Origin of the sequence: Pseudarthrobacter sp. NPDC058196, from assembly GCF_042882685.1 — a bacterium.
GTDB lineage: Bacteria > Actinomycetota > Actinomycetes > Actinomycetales > Micrococcaceae > Arthrobacter.
Window position 1 is genome coordinate 24,502 of the sequence record NZ_JBHVVN010000017.1, and the last position, 13,384, is coordinate 37,885.

Annotated in this window: 12 protein-coding genes; 1 reads left to right on the forward strand and 11 read right to left on the reverse strand. The window is 66.4% G+C overall.

Translation table 11 applies throughout. From position 1 onward, the window contains the following. Window positions 1-14: 14 nt before the first annotated feature. The 11 genes from ACFVVC_RS20215 to ACFVVC_RS20265 all read right to left on the reverse strand — a co-directional run bounded on the left by ACFVVC_RS20215 (window position 15) and on the right by ACFVVC_RS20265 (window position 12,270). Window positions 15-1,193: an ROK family protein gene (locus ACFVVC_RS20215; protein WP_387457477.1), complete on the reverse strand. Its 1,179-nt coding sequence runs from the start codon at window positions 1,191-1,193 to the stop codon at window positions 15-17. A gap of 27 nt (window positions 1,194-1,220) precedes the next feature. Continuing rightward, window positions 1,221-2,579 carry a glycogen debranching protein gene (locus tag ACFVVC_RS20220; protein ID WP_387457479.1) on the reverse strand — a complete coding sequence of 453 codons (1,359 nt, stop codon included), beginning with the start codon at window positions 2,577-2,579 and terminating at the stop codon, window positions 1,221-1,223. Then, entirely contained in the window at window positions 2,576-3,658 is a 1,083-nt protein-coding gene (locus ACFVVC_RS20225; RefSeq protein WP_387457482.1) for an ABC transporter ATP-binding protein, read from the reverse strand. The genes ACFVVC_RS20220 and ACFVVC_RS20225 overlap by 4 nt, the downstream gene beginning before the upstream one ends. Window positions 3,659-3,699: 41 nt before the next feature. Continuing rightward, window positions 3,700-4,539 carry a carbohydrate ABC transporter permease gene (locus ACFVVC_RS20230; protein WP_387457485.1) on the reverse strand — a complete coding sequence of 280 codons (840 nt, stop codon included), beginning with the start codon at window positions 4,537-4,539 and terminating at the stop codon, window positions 3,700-3,702. Beyond that, window positions 4,536-5,429 (reverse strand): carbohydrate ABC transporter permease, encoded by an 894-nt coding sequence (locus tag ACFVVC_RS20235; RefSeq protein WP_387457488.1) that lies wholly within the window; start codon window positions 5,427-5,429, stop codon window positions 4,536-4,538. Before ACFVVC_RS20235 ends, ACFVVC_RS20230 begins: the two co-directional genes overlap by 4 nt. Next, the gene (locus tag ACFVVC_RS20240) at window positions 5,429-6,772 is read right to left on the reverse strand and encodes an ABC transporter substrate-binding protein (RefSeq protein WP_387457491.1); all 1,344 of its coding nucleotides are present in this window, start codon (window positions 6,770-6,772) and stop codon (window positions 5,429-5,431) included. Before ACFVVC_RS20240 ends, ACFVVC_RS20235 begins: the two co-directional genes overlap by 1 nt. 156 nt (window positions 6,773-6,928) lie before the next feature. Further along, window positions 6,929-8,335, reverse strand: a complete 1,407-nt coding sequence (locus ACFVVC_RS20245; protein ID WP_387457494.1) for an MFS transporter — start codon at window positions 8,333-8,335, stop codon at window positions 6,929-6,931. Window positions 8,336-8,377: 42 nt separating this feature from the next. Continuing rightward, window positions 8,378-9,298: an amidohydrolase family protein gene (locus ACFVVC_RS20250; RefSeq protein WP_387457497.1), complete on the reverse strand. Its 921-nt coding sequence runs from the start codon at window positions 9,296-9,298 to the stop codon at window positions 8,378-8,380. A gap of 31 nt (window positions 9,299-9,329) precedes the next feature. Beyond that, entirely contained in the window at window positions 9,330-10,013 is a 684-nt protein-coding gene (gene ligK / locus ACFVVC_RS20255) for a 4-carboxy-4-hydroxy-2-oxoadipate aldolase/oxaloacetate decarboxylase (RefSeq protein ID WP_387457500.1), read from the reverse strand. A gap of 20 nt (window positions 10,014-10,033) precedes the next feature. Then, the gene (locus tag ACFVVC_RS20260) at window positions 10,034-11,059 is read right to left on the reverse strand and encodes an amidohydrolase family protein (protein ID WP_387457503.1); all 1,026 of its coding nucleotides are present in this window, start codon (window positions 11,057-11,059) and stop codon (window positions 10,034-10,036) included. Continuing rightward, on the reverse strand, window positions 11,056-12,270 hold the full coding sequence (locus tag ACFVVC_RS20265; RefSeq protein ID WP_387457506.1) for a 4-oxalomesaconate tautomerase: 1,215 nt from the start codon (window positions 12,268-12,270) through the stop codon (window positions 11,056-11,058). The genes ACFVVC_RS20260 and ACFVVC_RS20265 overlap by 4 nt, the downstream gene beginning before the upstream one ends. 216 nt (window positions 12,271-12,486) lie before the next feature. On the opposite strand from ACFVVC_RS20265, the gene ACFVVC_RS20270 reads away from it, so the two are divergent. Then, the gene (locus ACFVVC_RS20270; protein ID WP_387457509.1) at window positions 12,487-13,146 is read left to right on the forward strand and encodes a GntR family transcriptional regulator; all 660 of its coding nucleotides are present in this window, start codon (window positions 12,487-12,489) and stop codon (window positions 13,144-13,146) included. Window positions 13,147-13,384 lie beyond the last annotated feature (238 nt).

The window sequence follows — 13,384 nt, forward strand, 5'->3', positions numbered from 1 at the left end:
GGCCGGCAGAGGCGTCACGCCAGGGCCGTCACATCCGAGAACATCCTGTCAACGGCACGGGGGGCAAAGATGTCGCGCATCACCAGTGTGGTGAGTCCGTGGCAGGCCGCCAGGTCTTCCGGATGGCCGGCTTCCACCACCATGCCTTCGGCGATCCGGTCAACGACGTCGGCGAGGACCCGGTGCGCCACCCGCTCCACGAACGTCGCCAGGGAACCTATCTGCCCGCCGAGTACCAGCCGGTCCGGGTTCAGCGTGGTGACGGTGGCGGCAAGTGCCCGCCCCAGGACGTCCGCGGCCGAGTCGAGGGCGTTCAACACCTCGGCGTTTCCGGCCATCGCGGCATCGCTGACCTGGCCCGCCGTCGAAAAGTCCAGGTGACCGAGCTGGTCCTGGATGGCGCGGCCGGAACTGTAGGCTGCGAGGCAGCCGCGGCGCCCGCACCGGCACAGCGGCCCGTCCGGTGTCATCCGGATGTGGCCGATGTCGCCGGCCGACCCGTGGGCGCCCCGCAGGATTGATCCCTCCACCACGATGCCACAGCCGATGCCCGTCCCGACCTTCACGTAGACCACCGTTTCGGTGTCGCTGTTCCGTTCGCCCAGGGCTGCGGCGCGCGCATCATTTTCGATGACAAGGGGCAGACCCCATGCCGCCTTCACGGCCGACACCACCGAGTCCGGGGCCCAGCCGGGGATGGTGGTTGGGTGTTTCACGAATCCGGTGACTGCCTCCACCGGCGCGGGGAGGCTGACGCCGATGCCCAGGAGGGTCTCATCCGCGCCTTGCGCCAGCAGCGCGCGTCCGTCCTGGATCAACGGATCCAGGACGGACGCAGCGGGCTCACTGATGTCCAGCCCCCTGGTCACGGAGCGAAGTTGCCTGCCGGTGGTGTCGGCAATGCTCACGGTGCCGTGGGTCTGGCCGAGCGTGATGGCCAGGACCACCCGGCCCCGGTCTTCGAAGCGGATCTTCCGGGAAGGGCGTCCGCCGGTGGAATCCAGCGGTTCTGCTTCATAGATGTAGCCCCGGCGGGTGAGGGTATCCAGCCGTTCATACAGGGTGGCCCGCGACATCCCGGTGGTGGAAAGGAGCTGCTGGCGGGACAGTCCGTCCGCGGCGCGGATCAGCTCCAGCAGGTGTCCGTGCGACGTCGCTCCACCCAGGCTGGCAGGCACTCTTTCAACGGTCACGCGGCCCCCTTCTCCCGGTCCACAAGCCTACTTGCCCGACGCGTCCTCCCGCGCGGTTCCCATCCACTCCAAAGCTGCTGCCGCTGTCCATGCCTGGGCGAGGCTGCCCAGCGGCTCGCCGGTGAAGGGCTCGTAATACTCGCCGAACTGCAGGTCGGACAGTTGCTGAAGGGATGCGTACCGGAGCTCCTCGAAGAGCCCGGTGGCACCGTCACGGGCGCTGGCCCAGCCCAGGAGCAGGTTCAGGAAGGGCCACACCGGTCCGCGCCAATAGGTCCGCGGCCGGAACGCGTCGCTGGCCGGCGAGGTAGATGGGGGCAGCGGAAACCGGAGCCCCGGGAAGCCCATCCAGCGCGGTCCGCGCAGGAGGTCGCGCTGGGCGGCGAGGAGGGCAGGATCGCCGCCGGCGACGAGGGGGGCGAAGCCGGAGACCGTCTCGGTGCCGATCCACTCCTTGGCGAGCACGTCATAGTCCCTGGCCAGACCGGTTTCCGGGTCCACCGTGGACGCCACCCCCGCACGGAACCGCGCCGCCATTCCCTGCAGCTCCAAGGCGTCCTGTTCACGTCCGAGTTCCAGGGCCAGGCCGGCGAGCACCTCGCTGGACGCCGCCATGATGGCGGAAAAGAAAACGTCCCGGACCCGGAAATCGACCACGTCCTTCACTGCGGCGTCATCGAACTTAACCTCCGCCATCTGCTGCACCAGCCAGAGGTACTTGGTGTACTCGGAGTCGTCGGGCCGTTCGCTGGCGTCCGCGACGTGCAGGACATCCCGGCGGGTGTAAGGCGGAACGGCTCCCGGCACGATCCTTGAGTAGGGGCCGTCCCAGCGGGGTGAATTATCGAAGCCCGATTCCCAGCCGTGGTGGATTTCAATCAGTCCCACACCGTCCGGGTCGCGGACCGTGGCCAGCCACCGGTGCCACGCCAGCCAACCGTCGAAGGACTCGGCCAGGAATTCCTCGGCGGCCACCTGGTCGGCGCCGCCGTTTTCCCGCCCGCGGTCAACGATGTGGCGCAGGGCGATCGCATGCACCGGCGGTTGGCAGATGCCGCTGCTGCGGATTCCTGCGGGCAATGCCGAAGCGTTTGCCGTTCCCCACCGGTCGAAGCCCGGGAAGTAGCCGGTGTCATTGTCGCTGAAGACGATGTGGGGAATCATCCCCGTGGACCACTGGGCGCCGAGCAGGCTGCGCAGTTCCGTGACGGCGCGGGCGACGTTGGTGCGGGCAAGTCCGATGGCAACGAACGCAGCGTCCCAGCTCCACATATGCGGGTACAGGTTGGGGGCGGCGCTGGTCATGGTGCCCAGGTCGTTGATCTTCAGGACGTCGATGGCGGCTGAGCGCAGTTCTTCACTGGACAGGGAGCGGGTCGGGTTCATTTGGCCTCCAGTGCCATTGATGTTTCGCGGTCATAGACGCGCATGGTGTTCGGGGCGAAGCCCAGCCAGATGGTGTGCCGGGGAGCCGTCTTGAAGGTGGGCGGTGCCTGGACCTTGAGGCTGTGGCCGTCCACCTCCACCGTGAGCAGGACGGTGGACCCCATCGGTTCGACGACGAGGACCGTGGCCGCCACATCGCCAGACGAGCGCTGGTTGCTGACCGTCACGTTCTCGGCCCGGACGCCCAGGAGAACGTCCTTGCCCGCAAAGGAGCGCAGGATGGACGGCGCCATGAGCTGCTGTTCACCCAGGACCAGGGTGCCGCCGTCGTGGCTGACCGCGGCGTCCAGGAAGTTCATGGGCGGCGACCCGATGAAGCCGCCCACGAACTGGTCGGCAGGCGCGTCGTAGACGTCCAGCGGATCACCCAGCTGCACGATCCGGCCCTTGCGCATGACGGCCACCTGGTCGCCGAGGGACAACGCCTCGCTTTGGTCGTGGGTGACGTAGACCGTTGTGGTGCCAAGGTCCTGGACGATCTTCTTCAGCTCGGACCGGAAGGTCAGGCGCAGCAGGGCGTCGAGGTTGGACAGCGGTTCATCCATCAGCAGCACATCGGCATCCATGACGATGGCGCGTGCCACGGCCACCCGCTGCCGTTGTCCGCCGGAGAGGTTGGCGGGCAGCCGGTCCAGGTATGGGCCCAGTTGGAGAAGGTCGGCGGCCCACTGGACCTTGCGTTCAATCTCCTCGGCCGGCACTTTCGCCATCCGCAGCCCGAAGCCGATGTTGTAGCGGACCTTGCGGTGCGGAAACACGGCGTAGGACTGGAACACCATGGAGAGGTTGCGCTTGTTTGGCGGCAGGTAGGTGACGTCGCGGCCACCGATGGAGATCGAGCCGGAGTCCGGAAGTTCGAGTCCGGCGACCATCCGCAGCAGGGTGGTCTTCCCGCAGCCGGACGGTCCCAGCAGGACGGTGAACTCGCCGTCGCGGATGGACAAGGACACGTCGTCCGTGGCGCGCTCGGATCCGCCCGGGTACGTCTTCACAAGGTTGGAAATCTGGATATCAGCCACAATCGGCTCCTTTGGGGAAAGTGGTGGCAGGCCGGCGCGGCCTAACGGATGGTTGAGCCCCACATGTTGGTGAGGTAGCGGCGCATCAGCGCGATGAAGATGATGGACGGAATGACCAGGGCAAAACCGCCCGCGAACCGGTACGCCAGCGGGGAGTCGGACAATGAGCTGAGGACCTGGGCGGGGAGGGTGCGGTGGTCAAGGGTGAGGATGGATGCACCCAGCACTTCGTTCCAGGACATGACGAAGGTAAAGATCGACGCCGCGGCGAGGCCCGGCAGTGCCATGGGGAGCACCACCCTGCCGAACGCCCCGAGCGGTGAGCAGCCAAAAAGGCGCGCCGCTTCCTCCACATCGATGGGAACGCTGAGGAAGACGCTGGCGGAGATCAGGATGGTGGTGGGCAGCGCCAGCGCGGTGTGCAGGAGGATCACTGCATAGGTCGTGTCGTAGATGTCCACCGTGAGGAAAAGCCTGGCGAGCGGGACGGACAGCACCACGATCGGCAGTGCACGGGTGAAGAGCAGGAAGAGTTGGTAGGGGTCCTTGCCCCGGAAGCTGAAGCGGGCCAGCGCGTATCCCGCGGGTACGCCGATCAGCGCCGCCAGGATCAGCGTCCCGGCGCCGACGATCAGCGAGTTGCCCAGAGCTCCGAAGATGCCGGTCGCCCCCAGGAACCCGTTGAGGGTTTCCACGGAGAGGTTGGTAGGGAGGAGTGAGAGCGGGAACTCGTTGAGCGACGCCCTGGTGGAAAGCGCTGCGAGGGAGATCAGGTAGATGGGGATCAGCATGAACAGCGAGACGGCGATGCATGCCGCCTGCAGCAGGAACCGGTTCCGTTTCTGCCGGGTGATGGGTGTGGTGTCCACTGTGGGGCTCATCGGAGTCCTCCCTGGTTCTTGTCGCGGAGCGCCCGCAGGTAGAAGATCGACGTGGCCATCGAGACGACAAGGATGACCAGGGCCAGTGCGGCAGCCACGTTGGGGTTCTGCAGCCCGGTGTACCAGCGGTACGTTTCGCCCACCACCAGGGGGAAGTTCTGGCCGGTCAGCGCCTGCGCCACGGCGAACGTCTGGAAAGCGAGGATGGTCCGGAGGATCAAGGCCACCTGGAGGCTGGGTTTCAGCAGCGGCAGGGTCACGTGCCGGAGGCGCTGCCAGAACGTGGCACCAAATACCTGCGCTGCCTCGTCGTAGTCCTTGGGGATGCCTTGGAGCCCGGCGACGACGATGATCAGCACCAGGGAGGTGGCCCGCCAGAGTTCGGCGATGAGGACGCAGATGAACATGCTGGCCTGGTTGTCGTAGGCGAGCCACGAAGTTCCCTGCAGCCCCAACCAGGACAGCACCGAATTCAGGTATCCGCGGTCGTTGAAGATCGCAAGCCAGACCAAACCGGCCGCCAGGTCGCTGAGGGCCAGGGGGATGGCCCAGATGAAGAAGTGGACCTTGTGCAGCCGCGGATTGCTCCGCAGCATCAGGGCCATGGCGATCGCAAGGGCGAACTGCAGGGGGATCATCACGACGATCAGGAGCAGCGTGTTGCGGACTGCCGGCCAAAAGTACGGGTCCTGCACCATGCGGCTGACGAACTCGAGGGTGAAGCCCTGGTCGTCCCTGAAGGCTTGCAGGACGCCCTGGATAACGGGCCAGCCCAGGAGCAGGGCCATGAAGATGACGGACGGGGCAATCAGCAGGACCGCGGGCGGTATCCGGCGCCGCCGCGGTGGAGCAACTGTTGCGGTCGGGGTGGGGGGTGCCTCTACGGCCATTACGCTACCTCGCATTTCATCGAGATCGGATCGGGCGCCCAGCACGGAACATTCAGGGCCTTCAGGATGGTGTTCAACTGTGTTGCCTGCGTATCGAGGACCTGCTGGATGGGCCGGGTTTCCAGGCAAATCTGCTGGAAGCAGTTCTTGAAGATCTGCGAAACTTCCCCTTCTTTGGCGCCCAGCCCTACCGGTGGAAGTGCCAGCAGCGCCCCGGCGGACCGTTGTTGCCGGCGGACCGCTGCGGCCTCCAGAGCGATGGCGCCGGTCAGGTCCGAGGGAAGTTCGGTCTGGACCACCGGGAAGAACGCGTTGCTGCGCAGTGTCTCGATCTGGGAGGCCGGCTCGGTCAGGGCCCGGATGGCCTTCTCGGCGAGATCGCGGTCCTTGCCGTTCCTGGGCAGTGCCATACCCGCGATGATCAGCATGTATCCACGCCCCTTCGGCCCACGGGGTGCCGGGACCATGAGCCAGTCGTCGGGTTTAGCCGCCGGGGCGTTGACCAGGCGTGCAACGTGGTCCCAGGCGACCAGGATTTCGCCACGGGCCAGGGGTTCCTGCATGTAGTCGTAGTTGGTGGAGGCCGGGGCCATGGCGGACCACAGTTCCTGCATATAGGACCACCCGGCCACCGCATCCTGGTTGCGGAACGTGGTGATTTGGCCGCCGGTAAAGCTGGGCAGCAGGAACCCCTGGTAGAAGCGATGGTGCAGGCCTTTGGGGCCGGCGGGCATCCCGAAGACCGGCCTGCCGGCACCCTGTTTGGCGGCTTTGGCCCAGGCCAGGTAGCCCTCATAGGTCAGGTCATTGACGTCCACGCCGACGGGCAGCCACTCCAGGGCCTTCTTGTTCACGGCCACCACGTAGGTGGCTTGCATCCAGGGGACATACCGCGAGGTGGAGCCGCCCACCTTGGTGAGGTCAAGCATTTCCTTGGTGAACCCGCGCCCGGCCAGGTCCCGAAGGAGGGCGTCGACATCCTCAAGGGAATCGGCGAGCGGGGCCAGTTCACCGTGCAGGCCGCCCAGAAGGGAGGTCTTCACGTTCCCGGCGGCCGCCTGCGTGCTCACCGTTGAGGAGAAAACGCCGGGGTCCACGGAGTTGTAGGCCATGGGCACCTTGGCGAACTTCTTGAGGACCGCTTCGTACCGTTGCTTTTCCTCCACCGGGGTGAACTGGGTGGACAGGAACCCTACGGTTCCCTGGCCTGCGGCCGCGCCGCTGGTGTCGAACCCCGCGCAGGATGCCAGGAACGGCGCTGACATGGCCGTTCCCAATCCGGCCAAAAGGAGGCTTCTGCGGGAAACGGCACTGCGCCGGGGGTGGAATGTGGTGTCTGTCATTGACTGCTCCCATCGGATGTGCGCCACTGCACAAACTTTCGTTTAAGCATTAGACATAAGTGGCGCAGTGTCAACCCTCCGGGGGGAGCGTGCGGCCCCGGAGTTAACGGAAGAGCCCGGTGCCGCCGTGCGGCACCGGGCTCACGCTCGTGCGATTTAGTGGCGGATGCCGCCGTCGTGCGTCCCGACGGCGGCGGTTCCGTCCACCGGCCCGGCTGCGGGGTCTGCCCCCGTTGCCGCGAACAAGCGGGCCTTTTGCGTTGCGGGGCCGAAGATGGCCAGGGCGACGGCGCCGAACAGCCAGGTGCCGGCGATGAAGAAGAAGACACTCTGGTAGCCGCTGCCGTTGTAGAGGGCAGCGATGATCAGCGGACCGGCGGCGTTGGAGAGGCGGCCCAGGCCGTAGGACACGCCGGTGCCCATGGAGCGTCCGTTGGTGTCGAACAGTTCGGGCGAGTAGGCGTAGGCAAGTGCCGTGTAGCCGCGCTCGAACAGGTTGACCAGGAAGCCGAACAGGACGATCAGCACCGGGTTGAACGTGAGTCCGTAGAGGAGGCCGCACGCGGCGATGATGCTGCCAAAGACCACCAGGCACCACTTCCGCTCGAAGCGGTCCGTGACCAGGGATGCGAGGTAGGAGCCGAGGGGGGCACCGACCGTGGTCAGTGCCACATAGAAGATGGAGCTTTCAACGCTGAAGCCTTCCTTGGCCAGCAGTGTGGGTGCCCAGCTGGAGTAGCCGAAGAAGCCGATGGTCTGGGTGACCCAGAGGACGGTGAGCAGGAGGGTGGGCGCCAGGTACTTCTTCTGCAGCAGCAGCGTCAGGGGTGCCTTGGTGGCGGCGGGAGTCTCGACCGGGGCGGCAGGCGCGGGGAGGGCTCCCTTTTCTGCGCTGACGGTAGCCTCGATTTCCTTGAGGATGGCGTCCGCCTTGGCGTAGTCGCCCTTGTTTTCGTACCAGCGCGGGGATTCCTTGAGCCGCCGCGTGAACAGGATGAAGAGGATGCCCAGTGCGCCCCATACGTAGACCAGCCGCCAGGTCCAGTCCGCCAGGGGAACCACCAGGCTGGCGATGAGGTTGGTGGCCGGTGTCCCGCAGATGCCGATGACGATCGCATACGCCTGGTACTTGCCGCGCTTGGCCGCGGGGAACAGTTCATTGACGTAGATGACCGCCACCACGGTCATGGCGGAGAGCCCGGCCGAGGTGAGGATCCGGAAAGCGCCCAACGACACAATGTCCCAGGAGAACGCGGCGACCAGCGAGAAGGTCGCGTACCAGAGGGTGGTGATGACCAGGGCGTTCTTGCGGCCCCAGCGGTCTGCCATCCAGCTGGCAATCAGGGAGCCGACGAACATGCCAACGAAGGATGCGGACGTCACATACGCCACCTCGTTGACGCTGACACCCCACAGCTTGATCAGTTTCGGCACGGTGGTGGCGAAACTGTTGATGTCGGCGAACTCGAAGAAGTAGGCGAACGAGACGGCCACCAGGGCGACCTTGTGGAACTTGGAGATGGGCAACCGGTCAAGGCGGTTGGCGGCGTTGGAATGCATCATTGAAATCCTTGGGGCAGGTGGTCGGAGGATCCGGGGGGAGGGCTAGGCTTTTTCGCCGGGCCAGTAGAGGTTCATGGGGTTGCTGACGAGCAGTTTGTGCTGAAGCTCCGGAGTGGTTGCCACGTGCGGGATGTAGTCCACCAGGAGGCCGTCGTCCGGCATGTGGTGGGTGAGGTTCGGGTGTGGCCAGTCGGTTCCCCACAGGACTCGGTCCGGAAATTCCTCGACGACGGTGCGGCCGAACGCCACAACGTCGCGGTACGGGGCGGGCTCTCCGTCCAGGGCGGGCGGACCGGAGATGGTGAGCCGTTCCGGGCAGCTGACCTTGACCCAGACATCGTTGTTTTCCACGAAGCGCAGGAACCTGCCGAACTCCGGCCCGGTTGCTGGTTTGGCCACGTCGGGGCGCCCCATGTGGTCCACCACCAGCGGAGTGGGCAGCGACCCGAAGAACCCTTCCAGCCCCTCGAGGTCCTGGCCTTCGAAATAGATGACCACGTGCCAGCCCAGCGGGGCGATCCTGCGGGCGATTGCGGCCAGTTCCTCCTGCGGTGCCGCGTTGACCAGCCGCTTCAGGAAGTTGAACCGGACACCACGCACCCCCGCTGCGTCAAGCCGTTCCAGCTCAGCGTCGCCGATGTCCGGGCGGACGGTGGCCACTCCGCGGGCGCGGCCCTCGGAGGCTTTGACCGCGTCAACCATGGCGCTGTTGTCGGCGCCGTGGCAGGTGGCCTGCACGATCACGTTGCGGCTGACGCCCAGGTGGTCGCGCAGGGCGAACAGCTGATCCTTGCAGGCGTCGCAGGGCGTGTACTTCCGCTCCGGCGCGAACGGGAACTCGTTCCCGGGTCCGAAGACGTGGCAGTGCGCGTCCACCGTGCCCGCCGGAAGCGTGAAGCGTGGCGTGGAGGGGTTGCTGTACCAGTCGAGCCAGCCGGGTGACTTGGTGAAGGTGCTGTCCATGGGGTTCCTTAGGGCGGCTGTGGTGGGCGTGTCAGTGGACATAGCGCAGGCCTGCGGCTTCGAGGGGTCCGCGCATGTTGTAGATGTCGAGCCCGAGTTCTCCGTTGGCGAAACGGAGTCGTTTTGCCTCTTCGTTGTCTTCGCGTTTCCGGGCAGCTTCGGCTACGTCCGCCGCGCGGTTTGCCGGGACAACGACGACGCCGTCGACGTCCGCGACCACCACGTCGCCGGGGTTGACCAAGGCGTTGGCGCAGACCACGGGGATGTTGACGGATCCGAGGGTGGCTTTGACGGTGCCTTTGGAGTTGATGGCGCGGCTGAAGACGGGGAAGTCCATCTCCTGCAGCGTGGCGACGTCGCGGCAGCCGCCGTCGATGATCAATCCGCGTGCGCCGCGGGCTTTGAGGGAGGTGGCGAGCAGGTCGCCGAAGAAGCCGTCTTCGCTTTCGGTGGTGCACGCGGCGACCACGACGTCCCCGGGCTGGACCTGTTCGGCGGCGACGTGCATCATCCAGTTGTCGCCGGGCTGGAGCAGCACGGTGACGGCCGTGCCGCACATGGCGGCGCCGGGGTAGACGGGGCGGAGGTAGGGGCGCATGAGGCCCAGCCGGCCCATGGCTTCGTGGATGGTGCTGACGCCGAAGGCGGAGAGTGCTTTGACGTCCTTGTCGGCTGCGCGGGTGATGGTGGTGTGGACCACGCCGAGTTCCTGCATGTTTGTGGCTCCTGGGATGGTTAGCGGCCCTGCTGCTTGAGCAGGGCGTTGAGGCGGGGGTAGACGGTGCGGGCGTTCTGTTCGTGGACGGCGGCCAGGTCTGCTTCGTTCAGCCCGGCGGCGTCGAGGTAGCGGGCGGTGTCGTCGAAGTTGTGGCCGGTGCAGGGGTCGATGTCCCGGACGGCGCCGATCATTTCGGAGGCGAACAGGATGTTCCTGGTGGGGATGACGTCCAGGAGCAGGTCGATCCCGGGCTGGTGGTAGACGCAGGTATCGAAGAAGACGTTGCGCAGCAGGTGTTCTTCGAGGGCCGGTTTACCCAGTGCCATGGCCAGGCCGCGGAAGCGTCCCCAGTGGTAGGGGACGGCACCGCCGCCGTGCGGGATGACAAGTTTCAGGGTGGGGAAGTCGGTGAACAGGTCGCCCTGGATGAGTTGCATGACGGCGGTGGTGTCGGCGTTCAGGTAGTGCGCGCCGGTGGTGTGGAAGGCAGGGTTGACGCTGGTGCTGACATGCACCATGGCGGGGATGTCGAACTCCACCATCTTTTCGTAGATCGGGTACCAGGACCGGTCCGTCAGCGGCGGAGCGGTCCAGTGCCCGCCTGAGGGGTCGGGGTTCAGGTTCAGCGCCACGGCTCCGTATTCCTCAACGCAGCGGGTGAGTTCCGGGATGGATGTGGCCGGATCCACGCCGGGTGACTGGGGGAGCATCGCGGCGGGGACGAACCGGTCCGGATAGAGCCGGCTGACCCGGTAGCAGAGCTCGTTGCAGATCGCCGCCCACTCGGCGGAAGTCTCGAAGGTGCCGACGTGGTGTGCCATGAAGGAAGCCCGGGGTGAGAAGACGGTGAGGTCGATCCCGCGTTCGTCCATGAGCCGCAGCTGGTTCGCTTCGATGCTCTCCCGGAGTTCGTCGTCGGAAATGTCCAAATCTGCTGGGGACGGCGCCAGGGACGGGTCCTGCAGTGCGGCGACCTGCCGGTCCCGCCATTGCCCCAGGGCGGCCGGGGCCGTGGTGTAGTGGCCGTGGATATCGATAATCACAGAGTGTGCTCCTGGAATGAGGGGTGGGCGGGGACCATGACGGTGCCCGCCATGAGAAGCCGGGCCGTGCGGATCAGCGCGGATTTGACCACTTTGGCGGGGTCTTCGGCGTCCAGGCCGAGCTCGACGGTGAATTCACCGCTGGGGTGTTCAACCGCGACGGTGGGCGTGGTTCCGTTTGGCAGGACGGCGACGTCCTGCGCCACAGTCCCTTTGAGGATTGCGGCGGTGGCGGTCGTGACCGCGGCGAGCACGCCGATGGATTCATGGCAGACGTGCGGGATGAAGCTGCGGGTATTGACCGCACCGCCCGAGGCCGGCGCCGAGACCAGGGTCATTTTGGGGTAGTTCTTGTCCGTCACGTCGCCGAGGCCCATGAGTTTTCCGCATGCCAGCCGCAGGTCCTCAAGGCGGCCTTTGAGTTCGGTGTCCTTGTTAAGGTCGACGACGGACTCCCGCCCCGTGCGGCCCAGGTCACCGGCGTTGATGATCACCAGCGGTTGGCCATTGTCGATGCAGGTCACGTCCACCGCCCCCACCCCGGCGATATCCACAGTGTCTCGGAGGTTTCCGGTGGGCAGCAGTGAGGCGCAGACCGAGCCCGCCGTGTCCAGGAAGTTGATGGTCACCGGCGCGGCCGTGCCGGGCACACCGTCGATCCGGGCGTCCCCGGCATACTCGACGTACCGTCCTGCCGGCCCCAAGGGCGTCCGGACCGTGATCTCGGCGACCATGCCCGTGTTCACGGTGAGGACCCGCGCCGTGGTGGTGTCGCCGTCGGGAGTTAGAAGGCCTGACTCAATGGCGAACGGGAGCGCGGCCGCCAACATGTTCCCGCAGTTGGGCGTGGTGTCCACCTGGCCGCTGTCCGGCTGGAGCTGGGCGAACAGGAACTCAAGGTCCACCCCATTCCGACCGCTGATCGAGACGATCCCGGCCTTGCTGGTTAAAGGGTGGGCGCCGCCCAGCCCGTCGATCTGTCGCGGGTCCGGGGAGCCCATAGCCGCCAACAGGACCGCGTCCCGGGCCGGCGTGTCGGCCGGGAGGTCGGTGGCACGGAAGAACGGACCCTTCGAGGTCCCGCCGCGCATGAGCCAGCAGGGTACGGAGGCTTGGCCCCCGGCGGGGTGTCCGACGTGAACGGGCGTGGTGTGCGGCGCCACTGGGTCCACACGGCCCGCGCTCGCCGCCAAGGGAATGCCCTCATCCATGGTTTGTCCTTTGGTGATGTGGGAGGGCGCCCTCGGTAACAGCGCCGTCGCCTTAAGTGAACCAAGTTACATTCAGGATTGTCAACAATTTCTTGTACATTTATGTTTACGGTCTACTTGGCCCGTAGATGTCCTCCCTGGAGGGGGGCAAGTAGGCTGGTACAAAGTTGTTGACAATATTGCTTGCCCTGGACAAGCGCACGGAGGTGGCAAGGCATGGAAACCCTCGAAGGCATCACGGGCCGGTCCCTTACGGTTGCCGAACTGGTGGATGTGCTGAGGTCCGCCATCGTGGGCGGAGACCTGGTGCCAAACCAGCGTCTGGTGGAGGCGGACCTGTCCGCCGAATATGGGGCCAGCCGGGGAAACATTCGGGCGGCGTTGGCAGAACTGACGGTCGAAGGCTTGGTGGAGCGCGTCCAGAACCGTGGCGCCCGCGTACGCGCTGTCTCCGTAGAAGAAGCGGTTGAGATCACCGAGGTCCGTGCCGCCCTCGAGGCGCTCTGCGCACGGAAGGCGGCCGAACGGATCACGGAGGGTGAAGCCGCCGAGCTTCAGGAGTTGGCCGGGCGGATGAAGGACGCCGTGGAACGCGGCGACCGGGACTCCTATTCGGAGTGCAACCAGATCCTGCATGCCAGGGTCATCGACATCAGCGCACAGCAAACGGCCGCAGCTACCATCCACCGGCTCCGCGGCCAAGCCGTTCGCTTCCAGTTCCGGCTCGCCCGGCAGCCCGGCCGGCCGGCAGTTTCGCTGCCGCAGCACCTCGCGATCATCGACGCTGTCTGCGCGCACAATCCGGATGCCGCCGCCGACGCGATGCGGGTGCACTTGGAGAGCGTCGCTGACGTCATCCGCTCAACGCATTCCTGACCCCTGCTGCACGAGTCTGGCGCGTGATCCTGCGGCCGCCGTCACGCTGTGGCCTGCTCGGAAGCGATGGCGCTCTTGGTGGGACGCCTTCTGGTTCCAGGCGCGGGAAAAGTGCGGCGGGGGGGCCCCGGGCCCCCCCCCCCCCCCCGCGGGGGGGGCGCCCCCCGGCCGCGCCCCCCCACCCCGAGGGAGACCCCCCCCCCCACCCCCCCCACCCCCCCCCCCCACACCCCCCGGA

Coding starts and splice junctions, on each gene's coding strand:
- ACFVVC_RS20220 (WP_387457479.1), bottom strand. CDS start 2,579: ATGAACCCGACCCGCTCCCTGTCCAGTGAAGAACTGCGCTCAGCCGCC.
- ACFVVC_RS20230 (WP_387457485.1), bottom strand. CDS start 4,539: ATGAGCCCCACAGTGGACACCACACCCATCACCCGGCAGAAACGGAAC.
- ACFVVC_RS20235 (WP_387457488.1), bottom strand. CDS start 5,429: ATGGCCGTAGAGGCACCCCCCACCCCGACCGCAACAGTTGCTCCACCG.
- ACFVVC_RS20240 (WP_387457491.1), bottom strand. CDS start 6,772: ATGACAGACACCACATTCCACCCCCGGCGCAGTGCCGTTTCCCGCAGA.
- ACFVVC_RS20245 (WP_387457494.1), bottom strand. CDS start 8,335: ATGATGCATTCCAACGCCGCCAACCGCCTTGACCGGTTGCCCATCTCC.
- ACFVVC_RS20250 (WP_387457497.1), bottom strand. CDS start 9,298: ATGGACAGCACCTTCACCAAGTCACCCGGCTGGCTCGACTGGTACAGC.
- ligK (WP_387457500.1), bottom strand. CDS start 10,013: ATGCAGGAACTCGGCGTGGTCCACACCACCATCACCCGCGCAGCCGAC.
- ACFVVC_RS20265 (WP_387457506.1), bottom strand. CDS start 12,270: ATGGATGAGGGCATTCCCTTGGCGGCGAGCGCGGGCCGTGTGGACCCA.
- ACFVVC_RS20270 (WP_387457509.1), top strand. CDS start 12,487: ATGGAAACCCTCGAAGGCATCACGGGCCGGTCCCTTACGGTTGCCGAA.